The 22,063-nt window shown below is 64.3% G+C and carries 22 protein-coding genes and 2 tRNA genes; 8 read left to right on the forward strand and 16 right to left on the reverse strand.

The annotated features are described in order from the left end of the window. Window positions 1–32: 32 nt before the first annotated feature. Entirely contained in the window at window positions 33–2,096 is a 2,064-nt protein-coding gene (ppk1, locus tag BGI01S_RS03350; RefSeq protein ID WP_042322171.1) for a polyphosphate kinase 1, read from the reverse strand. 202 nt (window positions 2,097–2,298) lie between these two features. Between ppk1 and ppx the strand changes: the two genes are divergently transcribed. Beyond that, window positions 2,299–3,924 (forward strand): exopolyphosphatase, encoded by a 1,626-nt coding sequence (gene ppx, locus BGI01S_RS03355; protein ID WP_042322178.1) that lies wholly within the window; start codon window positions 2,299–2,301, stop codon window positions 3,922–3,924. A gap of 80 nt (window positions 3,925–4,004) precedes the next feature. Here the strand turns inward: ppx and BGI01S_RS03360 are convergent, their stop codons facing one another. From BGI01S_RS03360 to BGI01S_RS03380, 5 genes are all read right to left on the reverse strand, one after another. Then, complete coding sequence (locus tag BGI01S_RS03360) at window positions 4,005–4,817, reverse strand: GNAT family N-acetyltransferase (RefSeq protein WP_042322181.1); 813 nt, start codon at window positions 4,815–4,817, stop codon at window positions 4,005–4,007. Window positions 4,818–5,016: 199 nt separating this feature from the next. Then, window positions 5,017–5,475: a SixA phosphatase family protein gene (locus tag BGI01S_RS03365; protein WP_042322184.1), complete on the reverse strand. Its 459-nt coding sequence runs from the start codon at window positions 5,473–5,475 to the stop codon at window positions 5,017–5,019. A gap of 272 nt (window positions 5,476–5,747) precedes the next feature. Further along, window positions 5,748–5,824, reverse strand: a tRNA-Pro gene (locus BGI01S_RS03370). A gap of 96 nt (window positions 5,825–5,920) precedes the next feature. Then, window positions 5,921–6,079: a DUF3309 family protein gene (locus tag BGI01S_RS29230; protein ID WP_042322186.1), complete on the reverse strand. Its 159-nt coding sequence runs from the start codon at window positions 6,077–6,079 to the stop codon at window positions 5,921–5,923. A gap of 587 nt (window positions 6,080–6,666) precedes the next feature. Continuing rightward, complete coding sequence (locus BGI01S_RS03380; RefSeq protein WP_042322189.1) at window positions 6,667–6,846, reverse strand: hypothetical protein; 180 nt, start codon at window positions 6,844–6,846, stop codon at window positions 6,667–6,669. Window positions 6,847–7,016: 170 nt separating this feature from the next. Here BGI01S_RS03380 and BGI01S_RS30475 point away from each other — a divergent pair, with 170 nt between their 5' ends. Further along, complete coding sequence (locus BGI01S_RS30475; RefSeq protein ID WP_167335624.1) at window positions 7,017–7,178, forward strand: hypothetical protein; 162 nt, start codon at window positions 7,017–7,019, stop codon at window positions 7,176–7,178. 376 nt (window positions 7,179–7,554) lie between these two features. On the opposite strand, the gene BGI01S_RS03385 is transcribed toward BGI01S_RS30475, so the two are convergent. Further along, window positions 7,555–8,916 (reverse strand): MATE family efflux transporter, encoded by a 1,362-nt coding sequence (locus BGI01S_RS03385; protein WP_042322191.1) that lies wholly within the window; start codon window positions 8,914–8,916, stop codon window positions 7,555–7,557. Then, window positions 8,913–9,230 (reverse strand): DUF2288 domain-containing protein, encoded by a 318-nt coding sequence (locus BGI01S_RS03390; RefSeq protein WP_042322192.1) that lies wholly within the window; start codon window positions 9,228–9,230, stop codon window positions 8,913–8,915. Before BGI01S_RS03390 ends, BGI01S_RS03385 begins: the two co-directional genes overlap by 4 nt. A gap of 108 nt (window positions 9,231–9,338) precedes the next feature. On the opposite strand from BGI01S_RS03390, the gene BGI01S_RS03395 reads away from it, so the two are divergent. After that, entirely contained in the window at window positions 9,339–10,073 is a 735-nt protein-coding gene (locus BGI01S_RS03395) for a pentapeptide repeat-containing protein (protein ID WP_042322195.1), read from the forward strand. A gap of 655 nt (window positions 10,074–10,728) precedes the next feature. On the opposite strand, the gene BGI01S_RS30920 is transcribed toward BGI01S_RS03395, so the two are convergent. The 4 genes from BGI01S_RS30920 to BGI01S_RS03410 all read right to left on the reverse strand — a co-directional run bounded on the left by BGI01S_RS30920 (window position 10,729) and on the right by BGI01S_RS03410 (window position 13,382). Further along, window positions 10,729–10,851: a hypothetical protein gene (locus BGI01S_RS30920; protein ID WP_255219616.1), complete on the reverse strand. Its 123-nt coding sequence runs from the start codon at window positions 10,849–10,851 to the stop codon at window positions 10,729–10,731. An 81-nt stretch (window positions 10,852–10,932) separates the two neighbouring features. Beyond that, window positions 10,933–11,259: a hypothetical protein gene (locus BGI01S_RS03400; RefSeq protein WP_042322198.1), complete on the reverse strand. Its 327-nt coding sequence runs from the start codon at window positions 11,257–11,259 to the stop codon at window positions 10,933–10,935. Between the two features lie 212 nt (window positions 11,260–11,471). Continuing rightward, entirely contained in the window at window positions 11,472–12,185 is a 714-nt protein-coding gene (locus tag BGI01S_RS03405; protein ID WP_042322202.1) for a peptidoglycan DD-metalloendopeptidase family protein, read from the reverse strand. 288 nt (window positions 12,186–12,473) lie between these two features. Continuing rightward, complete coding sequence (locus tag BGI01S_RS03410; protein ID WP_042322204.1) at window positions 12,474–13,382, reverse strand: aldose epimerase family protein; 909 nt, start codon at window positions 13,380–13,382, stop codon at window positions 12,474–12,476. Between the two features lie 666 nt (window positions 13,383–14,048). On the opposite strand from BGI01S_RS03410, the gene BGI01S_RS03415 reads away from it, so the two are divergent. After that, window positions 14,049–14,879, forward strand: coding sequence for an undecaprenyl-diphosphate phosphatase (locus BGI01S_RS03415; protein WP_042322205.1), 831 nt, complete (start codon window positions 14,049–14,051; stop codon window positions 14,877–14,879). A 310-nt stretch (window positions 14,880–15,189) separates the two neighbouring features. After that, a tRNA-Arg gene (locus tag BGI01S_RS03420) sits at window positions 15,190–15,263 on the forward strand. A 73-nt stretch (window positions 15,264–15,336) separates the two neighbouring features. Here the strand turns inward: BGI01S_RS03420 and BGI01S_RS03425 are convergent. Both BGI01S_RS03425 and BGI01S_RS03430 read right to left on the reverse strand, forming a co-directional pair. Continuing rightward, entirely contained in the window at window positions 15,337–15,720 is a 384-nt protein-coding gene (locus BGI01S_RS03425; RefSeq protein WP_042322207.1) for a DUF427 domain-containing protein, read from the reverse strand. Window positions 15,721–16,119: 399 nt separating this feature from the next. Next, entirely contained in the window at window positions 16,120–17,697 is a 1,578-nt protein-coding gene (locus tag BGI01S_RS03430; RefSeq protein WP_042322208.1) for an acid phosphatase, read from the reverse strand. Window positions 17,698–17,912: 215 nt separating this feature from the next. Between BGI01S_RS03430 and BGI01S_RS03435 the strand changes: the two genes are divergently transcribed. Further along, on the forward strand, window positions 17,913–19,379 hold the full coding sequence (locus BGI01S_RS03435; protein ID WP_084585251.1) for a cytochrome-c peroxidase: 1,467 nt from the start codon (window positions 17,913–17,915) through the stop codon (window positions 19,377–19,379). Between the two features lie 67 nt (window positions 19,380–19,446). Here BGI01S_RS03435 and BGI01S_RS03440 read toward each other — a convergent pair whose 3' ends face one another. Then, window positions 19,447–19,686 carry a hypothetical protein gene (locus BGI01S_RS03440; RefSeq protein WP_042322210.1) on the reverse strand — a complete coding sequence of 80 codons (240 nt, stop codon included), beginning with the start codon at window positions 19,684–19,686 and terminating at the stop codon, window positions 19,447–19,449. A 298-nt stretch (window positions 19,687–19,984) separates the two neighbouring features. Here BGI01S_RS03440 and BGI01S_RS03445 point away from each other — a divergent pair, with 298 nt between their 5' ends. Further along, entirely contained in the window at window positions 19,985–20,371 is a 387-nt protein-coding gene (locus tag BGI01S_RS03445; protein ID WP_042322212.1) for a hypothetical protein, read from the forward strand. Window positions 20,372–20,453: 82 nt separating this feature from the next. Further along, a complete protein-coding gene (locus BGI01S_RS03450; RefSeq protein ID WP_042322215.1) occupies window positions 20,454–20,903 on the forward strand; it encodes an NUDIX hydrolase in 450 nt (149 codons plus the stop codon). Window positions 20,904–20,939: 36 nt separating this feature from the next. Here the strand turns inward: BGI01S_RS03450 and BGI01S_RS03455 are convergent, their stop codons facing one another. Further along, window positions 20,940–21,974: a transporter substrate-binding domain-containing protein gene (locus BGI01S_RS03455; RefSeq protein WP_084585252.1), complete on the reverse strand. Its 1,035-nt coding sequence runs from the start codon at window positions 21,972–21,974 to the stop codon at window positions 20,940–20,942. Between the last annotated feature and the right edge of the window lie 89 nt (window positions 21,975–22,063).

The following is a 22,063-nucleotide window of genomic DNA, read 5'->3' on the forward strand; positions in this document are numbered from 1 at the left end:
TGCCGGCGCGCCTGCTGCGGCGAGCCACGTTCTCACGGACAGAACTTCCCAAGCAGGCTCATCTGCGCATTGCGCGACGACTTGCCCGGCCGCCGACGACGATAGTGGCCGTCGCTTTGCATCAGCCACGCGGACTGGTTGTCGCCGAGAAACGCGGACAATCCTTCGGCGATCACGCGCCGCTTCAGACGCCGGTTGTTGACCGGGAACGCGACTTCCACGCGCCGGAAGAAGTTGCGGTCCATCCAGTCAGCGCTCGACAGATACACCTGCTCCTTGCCGTCGTCGTAGAAGTAGAAGATTCGATGGTGTTCGAGAAAGCGCCCGACGATCGAGCGCACCGTGATGTTCTCCGATAGCCCCGGCACACCCGGCTGCAACGAACACACACCGCGCACGATCAGATCGATCTTCACGCCCGCCTGCGATGCTTCGTACAACTCGGCGATTACCGTGGGCTCGAGCAGCGCGTTCATCTTCGCGACGATGCGCGCCTTCTTGCCGGCGCGCGCGTGCTCGGCTTCCGCGCGAATCGCCTCGACCAGTTTCGGATGCAGCGTGAACGGCGACTGCCACAACTCGTGCAGCTTCAGCTCGCCGCCGATGCCGGTCAGTTGCTGGAACACGTGATGCACGTCTTCGCAGATTTTCTGATCGGCGGTCATCAGGGCGAAGTCGGTATAAAGACGCGCGGTGCGCGGATGATAATTGCCGGTGCCCAGATGCACGTAGCGCTTGAGCGTGGTCTTGCCGCCTTCCGACACGCGCCGCACGATCAGCATCATCTTCGCGTGGCACTTGTGGCCCACCACGCCGTAGACGACGTGCGCGCCCACCGCTTCGAGTTGCGAGGCCCAGTTGATGTTGGTTTCCTCGTCGAAGCGCGCGAGCAGTTCGACCACCACCGTGACTTCCTTGCCGTTGCGCGCGGCCTGCATCAGCGCGTCCATTAGCGGCGAGTCGGTGCCGGTGCGATAGATGGTCTGCTTGATCGCCATCACGTTCGGATCTTTGGCCGCCTGCAACAGCAGTTCGAGCACCGGCTGGAAGCTCTCGTACGGATGATGCAGCAGCACGTCGCCCTGATCGATCACGTCGAACATGCTCGTGCTGTTGGCGATGCTCGGCGGAATCGCGGGGATGTGCGGCACGAACTTCAGATCGGGGCGGTCCACCATCTCCGGCAACTGCATCAGCCGCACGAGATTGACGGGGCCGTTCGCGTAGTAGCAGTCCTTGTTGGACAGACCGCTTTCGTCGAGCAGGCGCCGCACGACATGCGCGGGCGTTTCCGCCGACACTTCGAGCCGCACCGCATTGCCCAGATGGCGCGCCGGCAATTCGCCCTGCAACGCGACGCGCAGATTGGTGATTTCGTCTTCGTCGACGAACAGTTCGCTATTGCGCGTGATACGAAACTGGTTGCAACTACGCACCACCAGGTTCGGAAACAGCTCGCCGACAAAGCGTTGCAGCAGCGAGCTGAGCAGCACGAAGCCGTGCGGATAGCCCGACAGGTCCTGCGGCATGCGCACGAGTCGCGGCAGCGCGCGCGGCGCCTGCACGATGCCCATCATCGCCTGACGGCCGAACGCATCCTTGCCCTCGAGTTCGACGACGAAATTCAGGCTCTTGTTGAGCACACGCGGAAACGGATGCGCGGGGTCGAGTCCGATCGGCGTGAGCACCGGCAGCAGTTCGTCGAAGAAGTAGTGGCGCGCCCATTCGGTCTGCGCTTCGTTCCACGCTTCTGTGCCGTGAAAATAGATGCCTTCCGCTTCGAGCGCGGTCAGCACCGTGTCGTGCAGCATCGTGTACTGACGATGCACGAGCTTCTGCGCGCGCTCGACCACGAGATCGTACACATGCTGCAACGACATGCCGTCCGGCGACAGCGCGCCGGGGTTGTCGCGCATCTGTTCCTGCAGTCCGGCCATGCGGACTTCGAAGAATTCGTCGAGATTGCTACTGGTGATGCAGATGAAGCGCAGGCGTTCGAGCAAAGGAACGGCGGGGTCGGCAGCTTGTGCCAACACACGCTCGTTGAAACCCAGAATGCCCAGCTCGCGATTCAATAGGGGATAGCGGATGGACATCGGCAGCGAGAATGGAATGTCAGGTAGAGAGGCGGAAAGACGCTCGGAAATTCTCACAGTATGATGACGTTCTTATGACATTCTCGAATTCTTAAATTCTACGCCCGATTCGTTGCGTGTCGTCAATATGACGCAGTGTATATGGGACCATGGGGCAACCCCATCGCTGCGAGGTGACATCGTGAGTCCCGGTACGCTTAGAATGGCGTCTTTGAACAGCGCGGCCGGACCCAGGGCGCCGAGGGCGGCGGGGCGACCCGCAACGCCCGCCGCGCTTACCGCCGCCGCGCTCGCGCGCATGGAGTCCGCAAACCCGATGGTCAATACGCCACAACTTCTCGCCGCCGTCGATCTCGGTTCGAACAGCTTCCGGTTGATCGTCGGCCGGGTCGAGGAAACCGACGCGGGCAGCCAGATCTATCAGGTCGACGCGTTGCGTGAACCGGTGCGTCTCGCCGCCGGTCTGTCACGCGACAAGATGCTCGATCGTGCGTCGCAGGTACGTGGCTGGGATGCGCTCAAGCGCTTCGGCGAACGGCTGCGCGACTTCCATCCCGATCACGTTCGTGCGGTCGCCACCAACACGTTGCGCATCGCCAAGAACGCCAGCGAATTTCTCGGCGAGGCGCAGGCCGCGCTCGGCTTCCCGATCGAAGTGATCGCGGGGCGCGAGGAAGCGCGCCTCATCTACGCGGGCGCGGCACACTCCGTGCCGGCCAGCGCGGGCAAGCGGCTGGTGGTCGACATCGGTGGCGGCTCGACGGAATTCATCATCGGTTCGCACTACACGCCGATCAAGATGGAGAGTCTATATATCGGCTGCGTGAGTCACAGCCGCGCGTTTTTCCCGGCCGGCAATGTCGACGAATACACGATGCGCCAGGCCGAACTCGCCGCGGGCCGCGAAATCCAGATCATTTCCGCCGAGTACAAGAAGACCGGCTGGGAGCAGGCGATCGGTTCATCGGGCACTGCGCGCGCGTTGGCCGAACTCGTCGAAGCGAATAATTTCAACGATCCGGGCGTCACGCACGGTATCTCGCGCGGCGGCCTCGAACGGCTCAAGCGCGCATTGATCAAGGCGGAAAACGTCAACCGGTTGAAGCTGGTCGCGTTGAAGGGCGACCGTATTCCGGTACTGGCCGGCGGCCTGTCGATCATGATCGCGGTGTTCGACGAACTCGGCGTCGATTACGTCGACACCACCGACGGCGCGTTGCGCCTCGGCGTGATGTACGACCTGCTGGGCCGCTCGCAGCACGAGGACATGCGCACGGTGACGGTGGAAGGCTTCATGCGCCGCTATGGGGTGGATCGTGCGCAGGCGGGGCGCATCGGCGATCTGTCGATGAGCTTTTACGACCAGTTCGCGGAGCCTGACGAAGAGCGTCGTGTGGAAAACCGCATGTTCATCGGCTGGGCGGCGGCGCTGCATGAAATCGGGCTGTCGATTTCGCACAGCGCGTATCACAAGCATTCGGCCTATATCGCCAGCAATGCGGACATGCCCGGCTTCTCCCGCACCGACCAGGCGCGGCTCGCCGCGCTCGTGCTCGGTCATGCGGGCAAGCTCGGCAAGCTGTCGCAAACGCGCGAAGTGGAGTGGCCGCTACTGTTCTGTCTGCGGCTCGCTGCGCTGTTGTGCCGCCGGCGTGCGGATGTCGGCTTGCCGGGGATCACGGTCGCGCGGGTCCACGGTGGCTACGAGGTGCGCTTGCCGAACGAGTGGGTGACCAACAATCCGCTGACCGACTACAGCCTGATTCAGGAAGCGGCGGAATGGGAGAAGGTCGGCATTCCGTACCGCGTCGTCTACACGGACGATTGATTCGCGTGTGAGGGGAGGAAATGAAAAGCCCGGCAATTGCCGGGCTTTTCATTTGCGTCGAGCACCGCTGCTAGACGCGCTCAGCGCGGCAATGCATCGCCGAGGAAGTGGCGGGCATAGCGCGCATTGATATCGGACAGACGGAACAGCGTCAGAAAGTCCGCGGTGTTGAAGTCGGGGTCCCATGCGGGCGCGCCGCAAATTTTTGCGCCCAGACGCAGGTAGCCTTTGACGAGCGGCGGCGGCGCGACTTCGATGCCCGTCTGCAATTCATCGACCGGCAGCGGCGTGTGCGCGAACGCGCGATATTCCGGCGCGGTCAACGCGTTATCGCGCAGCGAGCAATACAGATTCGCCGCGTAGTGGCCGCCGTCGACCATCGCGACGCTCGCGCAGCCGAGCATCGTCTCGTAGCCGTTGTGCTTCATGTACGCGGCGAGACCGGCCCACAGCGACATGATCACCGCGCCGCTACGGTAGTCGGGATGCACGCACGAGCGGCCCACTTCGACCATCTTCGCGCGCAGGTGTGTGAGACGCGACACGTCGAACTCGCTCTCCGCATACAGACGTCCGATGCGCGTGGCCTGATGCGGTGGCAACGCGCGATACGTGCCGACTACTTTCAGCGTGTCGAGATCGCGCACCAGCAGATGATCGCAGTACGCGTCGAACGCATCGACGTCGAGACCCGCGGGGCCCGTCAGATGCGCGCCCATTTCATCGGCGAACACACGGTAGCGCAGACGCTGTGCTTCGCGCAGTTCTTCATCGGTGCGCGCCCACGTCACTTGCAGCCGATGCTGCGCGGTGACCGTTTCCTCGGCGCGCGGCAGGCGGCGCGTTTCGAAGATCGAAGCGAGGGGCAGGGTGGGCGTCGGCAGTTCTCGCATGGGGCGTCCTGGTCGAAAAAAGGAAGACTTCTTTTTTCGCCAATGTAGTAACGCCTGGTGACGCTCGCATGGCAACGCGATGACGATTAAATGACTGCCCGTAAGCCGCGTGCGCGCGGGTTGTCATGTCGGGTGTCATGCGCGCGGCTGTCGGTGGCACGCGGATTTCATGCGTCGAGGGTTTTCGACGCGCGCCGGCTCAGACGAGATCCGGTGTGATCGCCGCGCGCAATACCGCCTGTTCGCCGCCGTCGCGCTCGCGGCTCGCGATCCACCACACGCCGGCTTTCTTTAGCGGCCAACTGGCGTTGCTGTCGCCGAGCAACCGGGCGGCAACGTGGCCGAGCGTCGGTTGATGCCCGACGATCACGACGGTCTGCGCGATGCCGTTGGGCCAGCCGGCGGCCTTGAGTACGTCGTCCGCGCTGGCGTTGGGCGCGAGTTCGCGCACCACGCGATACTGGTCGCTCAGCGTCTCGGCGGTTTGAATGGTGCGCACGGCGGGACTCGCGAGCACGACGGCGTCGGCGGGCAAGCGCGTGCGCAGCCACCGCGCGACGTTTTGCGCCTGTTTGCGGCCACGCGTGGTGAGCGCGCGGGCGAGATCGCCGGCGGCGAAATCCTCGGCTTCGGCATGACGCCAGAGAATCAGATCCATGCGTGTCTCCTTGACGCGGGTTGCGGCGGATTAACAGCCCCGCTCGTCTCGATCATTCGATCACTGTCGCATGCGGACCTGGTAGTTCGCAAGGCGAGGACTGCGGGCACTTTTGCTTCGGCTCTTTCTTTGGCGACTCGCGTTTCAGCTCGCGCGATGCAGCGAGAGACGTCGCGAGCGCGCGGACTCAGAAGCTACAAAACAGAAAATCGGAAAGCCAAAAGCAAAAACCCGCGAAGCCGGAGGCTACGCGGGTTTCGTATTGCTTTTCGTGGTCGGAGCGATAGGATTCGAACCTACGACCCTCTGATCCCAAATCAGATGCGCTACCAGGCTGCGCTACGCTCCGACGAATCCGAGATTCTACGGGGCATGGGGTGCCAGAGTCAACCATGAATTGCGTCGGGCTGAAAATGGCCTGCGAGGGCGAGGGTTGAGTGCAGGGTTATATGCGTCCCATCAGCAGCAACACGATCACGATGATCAACACGACACCGAGCACGCCGGTCGGCCGGTAGCCCCAGCCGCTGCTGTACGGCCAGCTCGGCAACGCGCCGATCAGCAGGATGATGAGCACGATCAGCAGGATGGTTCCAATGGTCATTCGAGTTCTCCCTGTCCGGCCGTCTCGGATGATTCGGCCGTATCGTCAGTTGGTTCGGCGCATGCGCGCCGGGACGTCGACGCGCATCGCGCGTGCTTGATTTGCAACGAGTGATCAGCAAGGCATGTGCCTATGGGCGCGATGGACCGGAATGCTGCGGGAACGGCGCGCAGAGTGCGCGTGGGTGACGCGAGGATGGCGGGCGCGCGTGGCGTCGAGTGAAAAACTGCGCAGGGAGTAAAGCGAACTAGTGGGGCGTGGCCGGGACGCCAGCACGTAGGGAAGAGAGGCGAAGCGACGCAATCGCAACGAAGCCGCGATGCGGAACCGTCGACGGAGTCAGCGAACGTGACGAGGGGCGCTCGATGGTCGCGGGCGCGTCTCGCTTCATGCGACGCGACCTACCGCAGCAAGCTGTGGATTCTTGCCGGTTGCATGTATCGTCGTGGCAACTACGGCTGGCGAGGTCGCCCACGCGAACGCACGGTGGACCACCTTGACTCAGTGAATCCGCCGTTCACTCGTTTGCTACGCGCATGACACCCACCGCATGCCGCCAATGAGCACCCCAACACCCCAACCCAGCCTCAATGCCGCGGACGTCTCCAATGGGGCATATGCAGATGCTGATGAGTTAGCCAGTGATGCAGCATCCCTTCGCCGTCGTGTTCGCGCCGGTACGTTCTCGATTCGAAAATCGACAACGCGAGCAGCACGACCAGACCAATGCCGAGTCCGACCAGACCCGCGATCGTTTCAGCGTCCATGGCAATCTCCTCTCACAGCGCCTGTGACTTCATAGTAGGTCACGCGTCGTGAAATGGCAGGGGCGGGCTGCAAGCCACGGCGTCGCGTGGCGCGCTTTGCAGGTAGACTCTCGGCGCTTCGGTGGCTGCCACGCCCCCGTTATCTGCGTTCTGTCTGGAGAGACCTGCTTATGATCCGCGTTCCGATGATTGCGTTGCTGCTGTTCGCCAGCCTGGCTGGCTGTGCGGACAATTCGTCCGGTCACCGCAAAGGGCCGCCGCAAGATCCCGCCGACTATCACGGCGTGCCCACCGACACCCGGCCGCCGTCGATGGTGCCTGCCGCGCCCTGAGGCCGCGGCGTATCGGTTGAAGCATCGCTGGAAGGAGGCGAAGCACCGGCGCGGGCACGCCGGCGCTTCTGACCCGCGCAAACTGTTCGCGCGGAGAACGCGGGCTGAGGATGATTCTAGGGTGAGTGCCGCGGGCAATATGTGTGCGCTTGTTTCAAGCCGTAACCGGGTGCCGCAATGCGAAATGAATCGCGGGACGGATGGCGGTCAGCCGGAACGGCGGCCGGTGTGAACCGCTTATGTCAGCGCGCCCCGCCGGGGTCTGTAGAAGACACATCGAACGCGCAAGCGCATGCGTTCAGTCACGCTTCGCCTGGCGCTCGCCGCATGCACGCGAAACACGCGTGCTGCGCTTTAGCCTCGTCCCAGGCGATGCTCACGCCCTCGCCGTTCCCACCCCGCGCACGACGCCCGGCAAATACCGCGCAAGCGTGACGCCGCGTGCGGCCATGAAGATCATCATCGCGGCCCACAGGCCGTGATTGCCGTGCAGCGCGAGCAACGCCGACGACACCGCCACGAACACCGCCAGCGACACGATCATCGACAGCATCAGTTCGCGCGTGCGGGTCGCGCCAATGAACACGCCATCGAGCAGAAAGCCCCACACCGAAATCACCGGCGACAACGCGGCCCACGGCAGATAGGTTTCGGCGGCGGCGCGCACCGCGGCCTGATCGGTCAAACGTTCGACGATCCACGCGCCCGCGCCCCAGTACACCAGCGCGAAAGCCAGCGCGCCGAACCCGGACCACAGCGCGGTGACCTTGACCGCCTGCGTGAACGCGTGCCGGTCGCGTGCGCCGATCGCTGCGCCCACCAGTGCTTCAGCGGCGTGCGCGAAGCCGTCGAGTCCATACGCCATGACGGTCTGGAAATTGAGCAGCAGCGCGTTCGCGGCGAGCGTCGCATCGCCTTGTCGCGCGCCAAGGTGTGCAAACCAGCCGAACGAAGACAGCAGGCACAGCGTGCGCACGAAGATGTCGCGATTGAGCACGATCAGACGCTTGAGCGCTGTGGTGTCGAACAACGCGGCGCGGTTCAGCGCGGCCAGACCGCGCGGCCTGCCGTGCCACAGCAACGCGGCGCCGAGCACGAAGCCGAGCGCGTCGGCGGTGGCGGTGGCCGCGCCGATGCCGGCCACGCCCCAGCCAAAGCCGTACACGAACAGCAGCACCGCCGCGATATTCACCCCGTTGATGAACACCTGCGACAGCAGCGCGAGCCGCACTCGCTGCGTGCCGAGCAGCCAGCCGAGCACGACGTAGTTGCCGAGCGCGAGCGGTGCGGCCCAGATGCGCGCGTGGCAATAGAGCTGCGCGTGACGCTGCACCGCGTCGCTGCCGCCGAGCGCGCGCAACGCGTAGTCGATCAACGGCAGTTGCAGCGCCAGCACCGCCGCGCCGATCGCGGCCGCCATCAGCAGCGCGCGGATCACCGTGTTGCGCAATTCGGCGTGGTCGCCCGCGCCGTGCGCCTGCGCGACGAGCCCGGTGGTGCCCATGCGCAGGAAGCCGAAGCCCCAGAACACGAAGTTGAAGAACAGGCCGCCGAGCGCGACGCCGCCGAGGTACGACGCGCCGTCCAGATGACCGGCGACGGCGGTGTCGACCGCGCCGAGTATCGGCTGGGTCAGATTGGCGAGGACGATCGGAAACGCGAGCGCCAGCACGCGGCGATGCCAGCGCACCGGAACGGCGGACGCGGGCGCATCGGCGCCGCGCGCGGTGTCGTTCAACTGCGTTCCTGCACGCACACCCACGGCGACACGACAACCGCCCACAGGTCGGGGTCGCGCGCGGCGAAATCGGCGGCGGTGTCAGCCTGCACGCGCTCGACGAGGCCGGCGGACAGCCATTGCGTGACCTGGGGGGTGTCATCGCTGGCGATCGCTTCAGCGACGCTCACGAGGTCGAGGTCGCGCGCGACGCGCAGCAGCATGCCGCGCGCGAAAAAGCGTTCGAGTTCGGTCCAGCCGATCTTCGCGGTCTCGGCGAGCAGCTTGGCGTACAGCGGGCTGTGGGTGCTGTGGGTGGCGTCGTTGGAAGTCATCGTAAGCGGATTCTGGCGGGGCCGTTACTATAAACCATCGGCGCGGGCCGCCAGGGCGGGGCGCGTTCCGGTACGCTCGGGGTTTTCCGAAACCGATTCTGAACCTTCATGCCACTGGATTCAACGACGCCGGCTGCGGCCGCGCCCAGCCACGCCGTGAGCGACGCCACGCTTACACGCGCCGACGTGGAGCGCCTGATCGGCGCGCGCCATGCCGACTCCGGCAACCACGCGCCGCTTCATTTCACCGATTGCGATTTCGAGGGCACGGATCTGTCGCGACTCGACTTGCGCGGCGCGGAGTTTCATCGCTGCACCATCGTCGAGACCTCGTTTTTCGGCGCTTCGCTCGCCCACAGCCGTTGGATTCGTTGCCGCGGCCGGGAGGCGGATTTCGGGTCGGCCGATCTGGTCGACGCAGCGTTTCAGTCGAGCGATCTGAACAACACCAGCTGGCGGCGCGCGAAGCTCGCGTCGGCGTCGTTTCGCGGTTGCAAGCTGACCGGCGCGAACTTCGAGGCGTGCACGGCGCTGGGTTTGAGCTTCGTCGAAACGCTGCTGGTCGGCGCACATCTGCGCGGCCTGTCGTTTCGCAAGGCGACCTTGCAGCAACTGGATTTCTCCGACGCCGATGTCGCTGGGGTCGATTTCCGCGAGGCGATTTTCGACGGCGGCAGCCTGCGCAACGCGCATCTGAAGGGCGCGCGCTTCGACGGCGCGGACCTGCGTGAGGCGGACTTGAGCGGCGTGCGGCTCGTCGATGCGGCGCTGTTCAAAGGCGCGACGATTTCGCATCAGCAGGCGGCGGTGCTCGTCACCGAACTGGGGTTGCGCGTGATGTGAATCCCCGGAATTTGCATTGGGCGGATTCGGCGATCCGGTCAATGCAAACGATTGGCGTCCGGTATTCGTCATTTGATTAATGAGTTAGAATCGCCGTTTGAATTTCAGATCGAAATTTGTCGGTTGATTTGATAGTATTGATATTCCGCCATACGCGAATTTTTTACGCAGACGTCAATTGTTAATCGCTAGCGTTGAATATCGGTTAATACGTTGGTTTCGTGCGTTGGCGCACCAAGATTACGCGAAGCGTTAACCGACTCTTTCGCGCTCGGCCGGTTAGTTAAAATCGGCCAGAGCCCTTTCCTCAGGCGATTTGCGGGCGATCAATGCCCCTGCTCGCCACAGCGTGGCATTGCGCGGGCCGCCGGACCGCTGAAGGGTTTTGAAGCACGCTAATGATTATCTCTGCGGCCCAGGGGTGCGGCGTTTTTAGCCTGTTTAATCCAGACACTTTCGGTTCAATGACTGTGGAATCCGTTCGCCGCGTCACACTGATCGCGTAATTAATTGATTGCACTTGTAAATGGGGGTTGTTAGATTTCGTTCTGGCGCATGGTGAACCGGTCCTTTGCCGATATGCGCCGAACCCCCGTTAGCCCGGCCTCGTGCCGGGCTTTTTTTCGCCGCGACGTTGCACCGGGTCACGCCGCCTTCACATCCGCGGTGGATCATCGAGGATTATCTTTTTCATCGCGCCGGACATGACCTGGGTGATCATTTTTGTCGGCGTCTGGCCGATCGCGCTCAGCGTACTGTTTCGCTTCGCCGCGCGCATCGATCCGCGCTCCGGCCGCTGGCGACGCCGCTAATTCGCGCGGCGCCGCTGCTTGCCTGGGGCAGCCGCTGTTATGCGCGCTTACTGCTTGCAGCGAACCACCATCGAGCGATTCTTCACGTTCGCACCGAAAATGCCGCCGACCGTGCCGCCGGACGTCGCGCCGTTATCGACGTCCTTCGACACGACGTCGTAGCCGTAATTGCCGCAGACTTCGCCCGCGCGCTTGTAGCATTCGGCCCAACTGGCGCTGGCGTCGCTGCCGCTGCAGTTGATCGCGAAGCCGGTGTCGCCGGTCGGCAGGTAGGTCATGGTGGTGGTGCTGGAGCAGCCGCCGAGGCCGCCCAGCGTCAGCAGGCCGAAGCCGACCGCCGCGGCCGTCGCGACGGACGCAAATGCGCTCTTCATTGCAGGTTCCTTACAGATAACGGGGGAAGACACGGCGTGAAGCCGGGTCTCTCTGGATTGAGCGCTTTATAGCACGCCGGGTTCCCCGCACCCAGGTTGCAGGGCGCGTGCCCGACGTGGCACGGGCGCGGGGTACAGGCGTCCGCCAGGCCGTCCAACAGCCGCCCGGGACACGTGGCCGGTGCGCTGGACGCCTGCTGCCGCGCGACCGGTCAGCGCGGCGGCAACGCCTGCGACGGGTCGATCGAGCGACCCTGGTAGCGCAGCTCGAAATGCAGCATCACGCGATCGGTGTCGGTGTCGCCCATCTCGGCGATTTTTTCGCCGCGCTTGACCGATTCGCCTTCCTTCACCAGCAGCGCCCGGTTGTGCGCGTAAGCGGTCAGATACTCGGCATTGTGTTTGAGGATCAGCAGATTGCCGTAACCGCGCAAGCCGTTGCCTGCATACACCACCGTGCCGGGCGCGGCGGCGACCACCGGCGTGCCGGCCGCCGCCGAAATGTCGATGCCCTTCGAATTGGCGCCGTCAAAGCGCCTAATCACGCTGCCGTCGGCCGGCCATACCAGCGAGATCGACGACGCTGGCGCGGCGGCCGGCGCGCTTTCCGCAGGCGTCGGGCGCGGCGCCGCCGACGCGTTGCTACTTCCGCTGCCGCCGCTGCGCAGCGCGCCGCTCGTCGATGCCGCGCCGCCCGGCGCGACGCGCAGCACCTGGCCGACCTCGATGCTGTCCGGGTTGGTCAGGTTGTTCCAGCGCGCGATGTTTTGCACCGACTGCCGGTTGCCACGCGCGATCTTCGACAGCGTATCGCCCCGTTCGACCCGGTAGAAGCCTGGCCCCACCGGCGCGGACCCGCACGCGGCGAGCACTGCCAGCAACGACGCGCAGGCGAGTCGTTTGATCATTTTTGTTGTTCCCAGCATTGGACCTCGCAAAGCGCTGCCGCGCGCCGATCCCGATCACGTGGCAGGTGGATACAAAGCGTCCGATTCTAACGGTTTTGCAATGCAGCATCCGAAAACGAGGCGGTGAGGGCGGCGGCGAGGCGGTCGGGAGGTGTGGAGTGCGGCGGCAAATGCGGTGCCGCGCGGTCAACCACGCCGCGCCAGTCGCCGCAAAAAGCCGCCGTCATCGCGGCCGTCAGAACTGCCGTCGAGCCGCCGGCCAGACCGCCGCGAAAACCGCGGCTCGCTCCGGTCGAAGCGCGGCGCTCAAGCGGTTTTTTCGACGCTGATGCGCAGCGCCGCCGTCTCGGTCTGGCCCGGTTCGAGCCAGCGCAATCCCAGGCCGTTGTGGATCGCGTCCGGCAGACCGAGCCAGGGCTCGACGCAATAGAAATCCGACTCGGCGGCTTCGGTCCAGGTCGTCACCGCGTACCAGGGCGCCGAGCCCGGCCGTTGCAGATCGATCGTGACGACCCGGTGCAGACCCGGCGCGATCAGCCGCACCGGCCGATCAGGCGTGCCGGCGAGGCAATGGAAGCGGTCGTGGATGCGCGCCTCGTCGAGCGTATAAGGCGCGTCGCCAGGCTCGGCGGCGCTGATCGAACCGTCGGCCTGCTGGTAGCGCCGCTCGGTGCGCGGCAATTCGAGCGCCGTCTCGGCGCGCTGCGTGTGCGGCAGCGTGAAGTAGAAGTGATGGCCGGCGTAGTACGGCAGGCGCGCGTCGCCGGTGTTGGTGGTGGTCAGCGTGACGTCCAGCGTGCGCGCATCGGCGAGGGTGTAAGCGGCTTCGAAACGGAAGCCGAACGGATAGCCGCCGCGTGTCGCTTCGCTGTCGGTCAGGGTCATGCGCAAGCCGGCGCCGTGGACATCGGCGTGGGCTTCGAACGGCAGGTCGCGGGCGAAGCCGTGCATCGGCAGCTCGCGCACCGTGCCCGTGGCGTCGCGCCAGAAGCCGATCTCGCCATCGACGCGATGCCGGCCGAGAAACGGAAACAGCAGCGGATTGCCGCCGCGAATCCGCGCCGGCTGACTCCAGTCGGCGTGCTCGGGCCAATGAATCACCTCTTCGCCGTCGATTATCCACGACAGCAGACGGCCGCCGGCTTGCGGCGAAAAGCGGAGCACGGAGGTGTCCTGGGCGATCTCGAGAATGTCCTGTTGCGGGGAAAGCGGCATGGTCGATGAATTGATGAGTGAGGGTTGAAGGTGGCGCGATAGTCCCGCGAGCGGGCGTTGCCGCGGCCCAGTGCAGCGATCGAAACAGCGGTCGGGCACAGGCCGAGGCAGCGGCCATCCGCCGCCGCGCGAGAGAGGGATTTTGCGCTGCTTTGCGCTACGGGGAAACCCTTCTCGGGAAATTGCGGGTGTCGGAGGAAGGCGATCCCTGTCGATAATCCTCGGACTGCCCGGTACTCCATTACCGGGCGAGATCGGCTCAGGAGGTGTTATGGATCTCGCAATGGCAATGGGTGTGGCGTTGTTCGGCATGTTCGCGGCAAGCACGGTCTACTTCTTTCACAAGCTCGAACGCTGATTGACGCATCCCGTGGCGCGAGGCTGTCCGTCAGGACGGCTTTTTTGCGCGAGCGCTGATTCAAGCTCCGTCTTTCCGGCATCCGTTCTGCGATGCTCACAGGGTCGCCGCCCACGGTAGGCCTTGCTTCCTTGCTGCGGCGTAACAACGGTTTCCAGTTGTGACGCAGCGCATCAAAATTTCCCTGAATGTGACCTAACCGCTTGGCGCTGACATTGCAGCCAGGCATAATCGGTGCGCTTTTGAGGCGTCCGATTTCCCTTTCGCGGCGCGCACTTACCTCACATTTTCCTTACAAGGACCGTCGCGTGAACCTGTCGTTTCTGATTTTCCTGAGCGTGCTGCAGGGCGTCACCGAACTGTTTCCCGTGAGCAGCCTCGGTCATACGCTGCTCGTGCCCGCGCTGTTCGGCATGCATATCGACAAGCATGCGCCGCAGTTGCTGCCGTTCCTCGTCGCGCTGCATCTCGGCACCGCGTTCGCGTTGCTGTGGTATTTCCGCCAGCGCTGGTGCGAACTGGTGCGCGGCTTCTTCGCGTCGTTCGGCGGCCGTCGCAACGACGACGCGCACATGATGTGGGCGCTGATCATCGGCACGATCCCGGCGGGGCTCGTTGGGCTGCTGCTGGAAAAACGCCTCGAGCGGATTTTTCATGACTTGCGGATCGTCGCGATCGCGCTGATCGTCAACGGGGTACTGCTGTGGTTCGGCGATCGTCTGCAGCGCACGCGTGCGCATCAGGCACCTGAGAAGCTGACGTTCCGCCAGGCATTTTTCGTCGGCCTCGCGCAAATCGGTGCGTTGATTCCCGGCTTCTCGCGCAGCGGTCTGACGATGATCGCCGGCAATGCGGCCGGCCTGACGACGGAGAAGGCGGCGGAGTTTTCGTTCCTGCTCGGCACGCCGATCATCTTCGCGGCCGGCCTGCTGGAATTGCCGAAGCTGTTCCATGCGCCGGGCCAACTTGCCGACGCGCTGCTCGGCGGCGTACTGACCGCGATCGCCGCGTACCTCAGCGTGCGTTTCCTGATGCGCTATTTCGAAGGCCGTGGACGGCTGGCTTCGTTCGGCGTGTACTGCGTGATCGCGGGGATCGTGTTCCTCGGCTGGTTCGCACTGCATCCGCAACCGGTCTGACGTAGTCCGCGCGTGCGCCGTGCGCTCGCGCGCAGGGAGCGATCGGTTATAATCCGGGCCCGGCTGAAGTTGCCGGGCCCGTTTCGTTTTTGTGAGCGGGCCAGCGGGCAGCTTGCGTTGCCTGCGTGGACGGATCGAAGCGGGCGGCGGCGCGTGGACCAGGATTTCCGGTCTCCGGCGCGGTCAGTTACAATTTCGGCATGCACGAACCCTCTGGTTCGCGCGAGCCTAGGCTCCAACTATCCCGTACGCGGGTTCTCATTGCGGGCGATGCGCGTTGTGCGCGGTTGTTGCATCGCCTCACTTCATTACGGCAGTAGCTCAGCTGGATAGAGCATCGGCCTTCTAAGCCGAGGGTGGGGGGTTCGAGTCCCTCCTGCCGTACTTCTCAAATGCGTTCAGTGCACACGCGCTCGCCGCGGTTTGCGGCACAACGCGTTTTGGCTGCGCGCCGTGTTCAGTTCTCGTCGCGCACCTCGATCGAATCGACCCGATCCGGATAGAACGCGAGATGCTGCGCGATCTCCTTCACCGACGCGTACGGCGCCTCATACGTCCACACCGCATTCACCATCCGCTCGCCGCCGATCGGCACGCTGTAATACGCGCAGTCGCCTTTGTACGGGCAGTAGGTTGTGTGCTCGCTACGCTCCAGCAGGCTCATCTCGACATCGGTCCGCGGCAGGTAATACACCGGCGGGTATGATGCCTCGCGCAGCACCAGCGCCTTGCGCGTATCGGCGATCACCCGTCCGGCCACGGTCACGACCACGCGGGCTCGCGCTGGCTCGACGATGATCGGATGAGCGGGACCGGGGACCTTGATGGATTTTTCAGTCATCTTGTCGAACTCCTGAATGAGTGGGCAGCGCTGCCGCACGGAGGGGAGGATAGGGACGATGCAGGCCGGCGTCGACGGTGACGATTGCGCGTTGGGTCGAGCATACGCCGCTCATGAGAATGCGTGCGGCCGACGCGTGAATCGGCGCTGGGCGCGCCACGCGCCCAGCCTCGGCGCGCCAAAAAAAGTGGCGGAAAAAGCGACAACAGAAGACGACAAACAAGAACGAAAAAACGGGCAGCCGAAGCTGCCCGTGGAAGTCTCGCGATGAGGCGGACTGTTGCTTGCTGATGCCTCCGTTGCACGGCGCGTCGCATGCGCGTCACCGATTCGCGGTGACTGGCATGTCAAGAAAGAAAACCGGCCGCGCCCACTGCGACGCGCCCGGCTGTCACACCCTCAATGCTTGATCTCGAGCGCCGCGGTCAAATCGCCCAGCGGCTTGCCGCCGTTGCCGACCAGCGCCGCGTCGCGCGCCGCGATACCCGGCAGTGTCGGCAGCGAGAAGCGATGCGTGATGAAGCGCAGGATCGACGTCGTGTCGTACTGTGTGTGATCGACGTAACCCTTCTTCGCGTACGGCGAGATGATCAGCGCCGGAATGCGCGTGCCCGGACCCCAGCGGTCGGCCTTCGGCGGCGCGACGTGATCCCAGAAGCCGCCGTTTTCGTCGTAGGTCACGACCACCAGCATGTTGTTCCACTGCGGGCTCTTCTGCAGATGGGAGATGACGTCCGCGATGTGCTGGTCGCCGCTCGCGACGTCGGTGTAGCCCGCGTGCTCGTTCAGGTTGCCCTGCGGCTTGTAAAACGACACTTGCGGCAGCGTGCCCGCATCGATCGCCTTGATGAACTCCGAGCCGCCCATGCCGCCGTCGAGCAGATGCTGCGCGCGGTTCGCAGTGCCCGGCGCGAGATCGGCGAAGTAGTTGAATGGCTGATGGTGCGGCTGGAAGTTCGGCGCCGTCAGGTTCGCGCCGTAGATCACGTTCGCGGTGCCGTCCTGCGCCGCCGCGGCCGCCGCGCCCCACGCGCCGCCGTACCAGGCCCACGACACCTTCGCGTCGTTCAGCAGATCGCCGATGTGCTTCTGCGTCTGCGGCGGCAATGTAGTCGCCTGGCTCGGATCGGCGAGGTTCGCGTCGCCGCCGCTCGCTGCCTTGTTACCGCTCGGCTGATACGGCGGCTGCATCGTGTTGATCGCGTAGAAGTCGGGCGTCAGGTTGCCCGACAGCACGTACTTCGGCGGACCACTCTGCGCCGAAGCCGGCGAGTTCGACGCGAGCTTCAGCGTGACGCCGTCGCTTTCCACCGCCGAGATCGATGCGGCCGCTGGGCTCTTGTCGGCGTTTGGATAGACCGGCGTGCATGCGCACACGAGCCACTGGTGATTCAGGAACGAGCCGCCGAATGCGCCCATGAAGAAGTTGTCGGCGAGCGTGTATTGCTGGGCGATCTTCCAAAGCGGCAGCTTGTCGGCGTTGAGCGAGTAGTGGCCCATCACGAGGCCGCCCGAATCCGCCCATGCGGCGAACCTGTCGTTCTTGCCGCCGTTGATCTGCATCTGGTTCTCATAGAAGCGGTGATACAGGTCGCGCGTCGTCGCGGTGATCGGCGTGTTGAACCCCTTCGGGTCGTCGATCGCGAACGGGGTGTTCGGCAGATTGGCCGTCATCGCCTGTGTGACCACCGGCGTCACGCCGGTTTGCGTGAGACCGTTCCACACCTGCGGCAGCGTCGCGAGCGGCGCGCCGTCGCGGTCCAGCTGCGTGGAGTTGGCCGCGGTCACGTTCTGCAGGCCGTTCGCGCCCGGGAAATTGCCGTACAGATTGTCGAAGCTGCGGTTCTCCGCGTAGATCACCACGACCGTCTTGATGGACGTGATGTCCGGCTGTGTGACTTCGCTGCCGCCGCACGCATACAGACTCAGCGCTGCTGCAATCGCGATGGGCGTCGCGCAGATCAGTTTCTTGTTCATTTGAATGATTTCTCTCTCTCGCGTTGGGGACAGGCCGCGCGCATTGCTTACACGAACGACCGCCGGCGAAAGTTTGGCCAGGGAATTTGACAGAAAGATGTAATTAATTACGAAACCCATTTTTCGACGAAGTTGTCGTCGGCGATATGTCATTTAATCGACATGCAAATGAAATACGCTCGCCGACTTCACTATCGCAAACTCACATCGTTCATATGCGGCTTGGTCTGGCGGGGATTCGGGAAACTGGGATTGGGCGCGACGCGCTGCGACGCGCCGGTTCGGCAAGGACGAGCGCGCGGCACGCGGCGCTAATCGCGCTGGCCGCTGTGACGTTGGCGGTGAGCGTGGCCGCGTGCGATGCGGGCGGGGCGAGCGCGAATGCCACCGCTGCGGGGGCGAATGCGGAGGCCGGCGCAAAAGCAGCGGCGAGTGTCCCTGCCTCTGCTTCAGCAGCGCCGGTGGCGGCCGCCGCGACGAAGGTCGCGTCTCACGACGCCGGCCAGTCGCGCGCGCAGGTCTACGAATCGGTGCGGCAAATGACGGCGCTCGGCAAGCAGCTCTTTTTCGATGCGTCGCTATCGGGCTCAGGCAAGCTCGCCTGCGCGTCGTGCCACAGTCCGGAGCATGGCTTTGCGCCGGCCAACGCGTTGTCGGTGCAATTCGGCGGCAGCGACATGCACCGCACCGGCATGCGCGCCGCGCCGACGCTCAAGTACCTGCAAGCGGTGCCGGCATTCGCGGAGCACTACCACGAGTCCGACGACGAAGGCGACGAAAGCGTCGATGCGGGACCCACTGGCGGCTTGACGTGGGACGGCCGGGTCGACCGGGGTGGCGAGCAGGCGCGCATTCCGCTGTTGTCGTCGTTCGAGATGGGCAGCACGCCGGCCAAAGTCACCGCGGCGGTCAAGGCCGCGCCGTACGCGGGCGCGTTCCGCCCGGCTTTCGGCGAGCATGTTTTCGATAGCGACGACGCCACCTTCAAGGCCGTGCTCCAGGCGCTCGAAACATTCGAGCAGACGCCCGAGGTGTTCTATCCGTACACGAGCAAGTACGACGCGTACCTGGCGGGCAAAGCGCAACTGACGCCCGCCGAACTGCATGGCCTGCAGCTTTTCAACGACGAGCAGAAAGGCAATTGCGCGAGCTGCCACATCAGCCAGCGCACCCGCGACGGCGCGCCGCCGCAGTTCAGCGACTTCGGCCTGATCGCGATCGGTGTGCCGCGCAATCGCGCGCTGCCGGTCAATCGCGATTCGCACTTTTACGACCTCGGCGCGTGTGGCCCGGAGCGCACCGACCTGAAGGGGCGCGACGAGTTTTGCGGCCTGTTCCGCACGCCGACGCTGCGCAATGTCGCGCTGAAGAAGAGCTTCTTCCATAACGGCATCTACCATTCGCTCGATCAGGCAGTGCGTTTCTATGCCGAGCGCGACACCCATCCGGAGAAGTTCTATCCGGCTTCGAAGGGCAAAGTGCAGAAGTTCGACGATCTGCCGCCGCGCTACTGGGCCAATCTGAACACCGAGGCGCCGTTCGACCGCAAACCGGGCGACAAGCCGGCGCTCGACGAGGCCGAGATCAAGGACGTGGTGGCGTTTCTGAAGACACTGACCGATGGGTATCAGGCGCCCGGCGCGACGGTCCACGTGGCGACCACGGGCGCGGCTGCGAACTGACTGACGGGAAGGGGATCGTGGGCCGCCTGTGTGTTCCTCGGCCCGTGTCGAGCGGGTAGCAGATCGCTCAGTGGAGCGCGTCGGCGAGGATGTAGTAGCAGGCGCCGACCAGCAGAGCAAAAGACATCAACACGCAGGCGACGCCGGTGCGCATCAGCAGATTGGGCCAGCGCGGCTTCGGCACGGCGTCCATCCGCACGATGCGCGGCATCAATCCAGGATCGCGGCCGATCGCAACCGGTACGAGCGCGACGCACAGCAGTGCGAGCGTGACGGCGAAAATTTCCAAAGCGAGAAAGAAGTTCATGACGAGCTGTCTGAGGCTTGACGGCTGTTGGGCGAGAAAAACGCATCTTAGGGACGCGGTTCTTAAGCCGATATTGGAATAGTCCTAAAATTGACTGCGCCCTTCGCCCGTGTCGACGGAAGATGCGCCAGATCAAGGTAGGCGGACGGCTCGCGCTTGGCCCACCTCCCGCGCAACGACGGCGACGTGCGCCGCGCGGTTGGTTCGAAGGGGGCATGCTATGCTTTTGGGGTCCAGATCAAGAGCCGCGGCCCACGCGCTCGAGACCGCCCCGGAACACTTTCGAGGAGAATTCTTCATGTCGATGCGAACCCGTGTGCTGCTTCATCTGACCGGCGCGAGCCTGCTGCTGGGCAGCGCAATCGGCGCGCAAGCGGCGAATCTCGGTTTTCTGAACGACACGCCGATCTCTTACATGAAGCAGCGCGACATCGCGTCGGTCAAGAAGGCCGTCATCGCCGCGCTCAACGAGACGAAGGACGGCGAAAGCGCCCACTGGGTCAACGAAGGCACCGGCAACAGCGTGAAGATCGACGCGACGATCTCCGTCGTCGACACCGCCACCGATGGCGGGCGTACCTGCCGCAATCTCGCCGTGGAGTTGAACGCGAAGGGCCAGTCGATGCATCTACGCCCGCAATTCTGCAAGGAAGGCGGCGCCTGGCAATTGCAGAAAAAGAACTGAGCATGCAGGCCGTGATCGCGGCGCGCGCCGGCCTGCTGCCGGCGTTGCCCGAAGCCGCGCGTTGTCGCGCTGCGGGGCGTCGATGAGCCCGCGCGTCGTTTCATGCGGCATCGTTCTGCTCGACCCGAACGGCCGGGTGCTGCTGGCGCATGCGACCGAAACGTCGCATTGGGACATTCCGAAAGGACACGGCGAGGAGGGTGAGGCGCCGCATGTCACGGCGTTGCGCGAGATGGTCGAGGAGACCGGTATCGCGATCGAGCCGGAGCGTCTGAAGGATCTGGGCCTGTTCGTCTATCGGCGCGACAAGGATCTGCATCTGTTCGCCGCGCGCGCCCGTGGCGACGAACTCGATCTGAGCGCCTGCACGTGCACGTCGCTGTTCCCGCGCCGCTCCGACGGCACGCTGATTCCCGAGATGGACGCCTACCGCTGGGCCGCGATCGACGAGATTCCGAAGTACGCGAGCCGCAGTCTCACGCGGCTCTTTCAGACGACGTTGTCGCTAGCAGAGTTGCATCGGGGGTTGTAGCGCAGGCTGCCGGGCGTGTCACGCCATGTTCGACTCCTAGTCGAGCGCGCGATCGTTCGGATGCGCAAACAGCGCGCGGTTCGACTCCGACAGCGGAAAATTCAAATTGATGCCGTGCGGCGGAATGGGCTGTGTGAACCACTGCCTGTACAGGCGTTCTGCGTCGCCGGAAGTCTGCGACCGCGCAATCACCCGGTTCACAAGCGCGCGGAAAGGTTCGTCGCCCTTGCGGAACATGCACGCATAGACCTCGTAGCCGAGCGGCGTGCCGGTCACCACGAAGTCGTCGGGACGAGGGTCGGTTGCCTTGAAGCCGTACACGATCGGCTCGTCCATCAGGAACGCAACCGCCCGGTCGTCCTTGAGCGCGGTGAACGCTTCCAGATGATCGCGCGCGCTGGTGATGCGCATGTTCAGGTGCTTGTCGGTATTCAGGCGGCGCAGCAGGCGTTCGTCGGATGTGCCGGCGGTCGTCACCACCGTCTTGCCGGCCAGATCCGCAAAATCGGTTATGCCGCTGTTCTTGCGCGTAATCATGCGCACCGCGTACTGGAAGAAACTGTTCGAGAACGCAGCAACGTTTTCGCGCTCCACCGTATGCGTGGTTGAGCCGCATTCCAGATCGATCTGGTTGTTCAGCAGCATCGGCGTACGGTTCGACGAAGTCACGGTGATTTCGTGCACCTTCAGTTGCTGCAAGCCGAGCGTCTTCTTGATTTCATCGACGATCTGCAGCGCGATGGTCTGCGAATAACCGACCGTTTGCTTGCCATCGAAGTATGAGAACGGAATCGACGCTTCACGCACGCCGAGCACGATCACGCCGTCGTCGTGGATCTTTTTGAGCGTACCGGTGAGTTCGTCCGCGCGAGCAGGGGCAGCGAGCGACGCGGCGCCGAACGTGAGCAGTGCGCCAAACGCGACGAGCGCGCAACGCGCGCGGCACGTGGTGCGCGCGGCGGCATTGGCGCGCGTGCGGTGTGCGTGGCGTGCGCCGTCGGCCGAACCTGTCGTTATCGTCCCGGCGCCTGCACCGGTACTTGCCCCGCGTCGGCGGGCTGCAGCTTTCATCGGGCCTCCCGGACCGGCGCGCCCAACTGGCCGCGCAGTGACTGTCGATGCAACTTCATGCAACGAAACGGCGTGCATCCCGTGAAGCG

The organism is Paraburkholderia ginsengisoli NBRC 100965 (genome assembly GCF_000739735.1).
GTDB classification, from domain to species: Bacteria; Pseudomonadota; Gammaproteobacteria; order Burkholderiales; family Burkholderiaceae; genus Paraburkholderia; species Paraburkholderia ginsengisoli.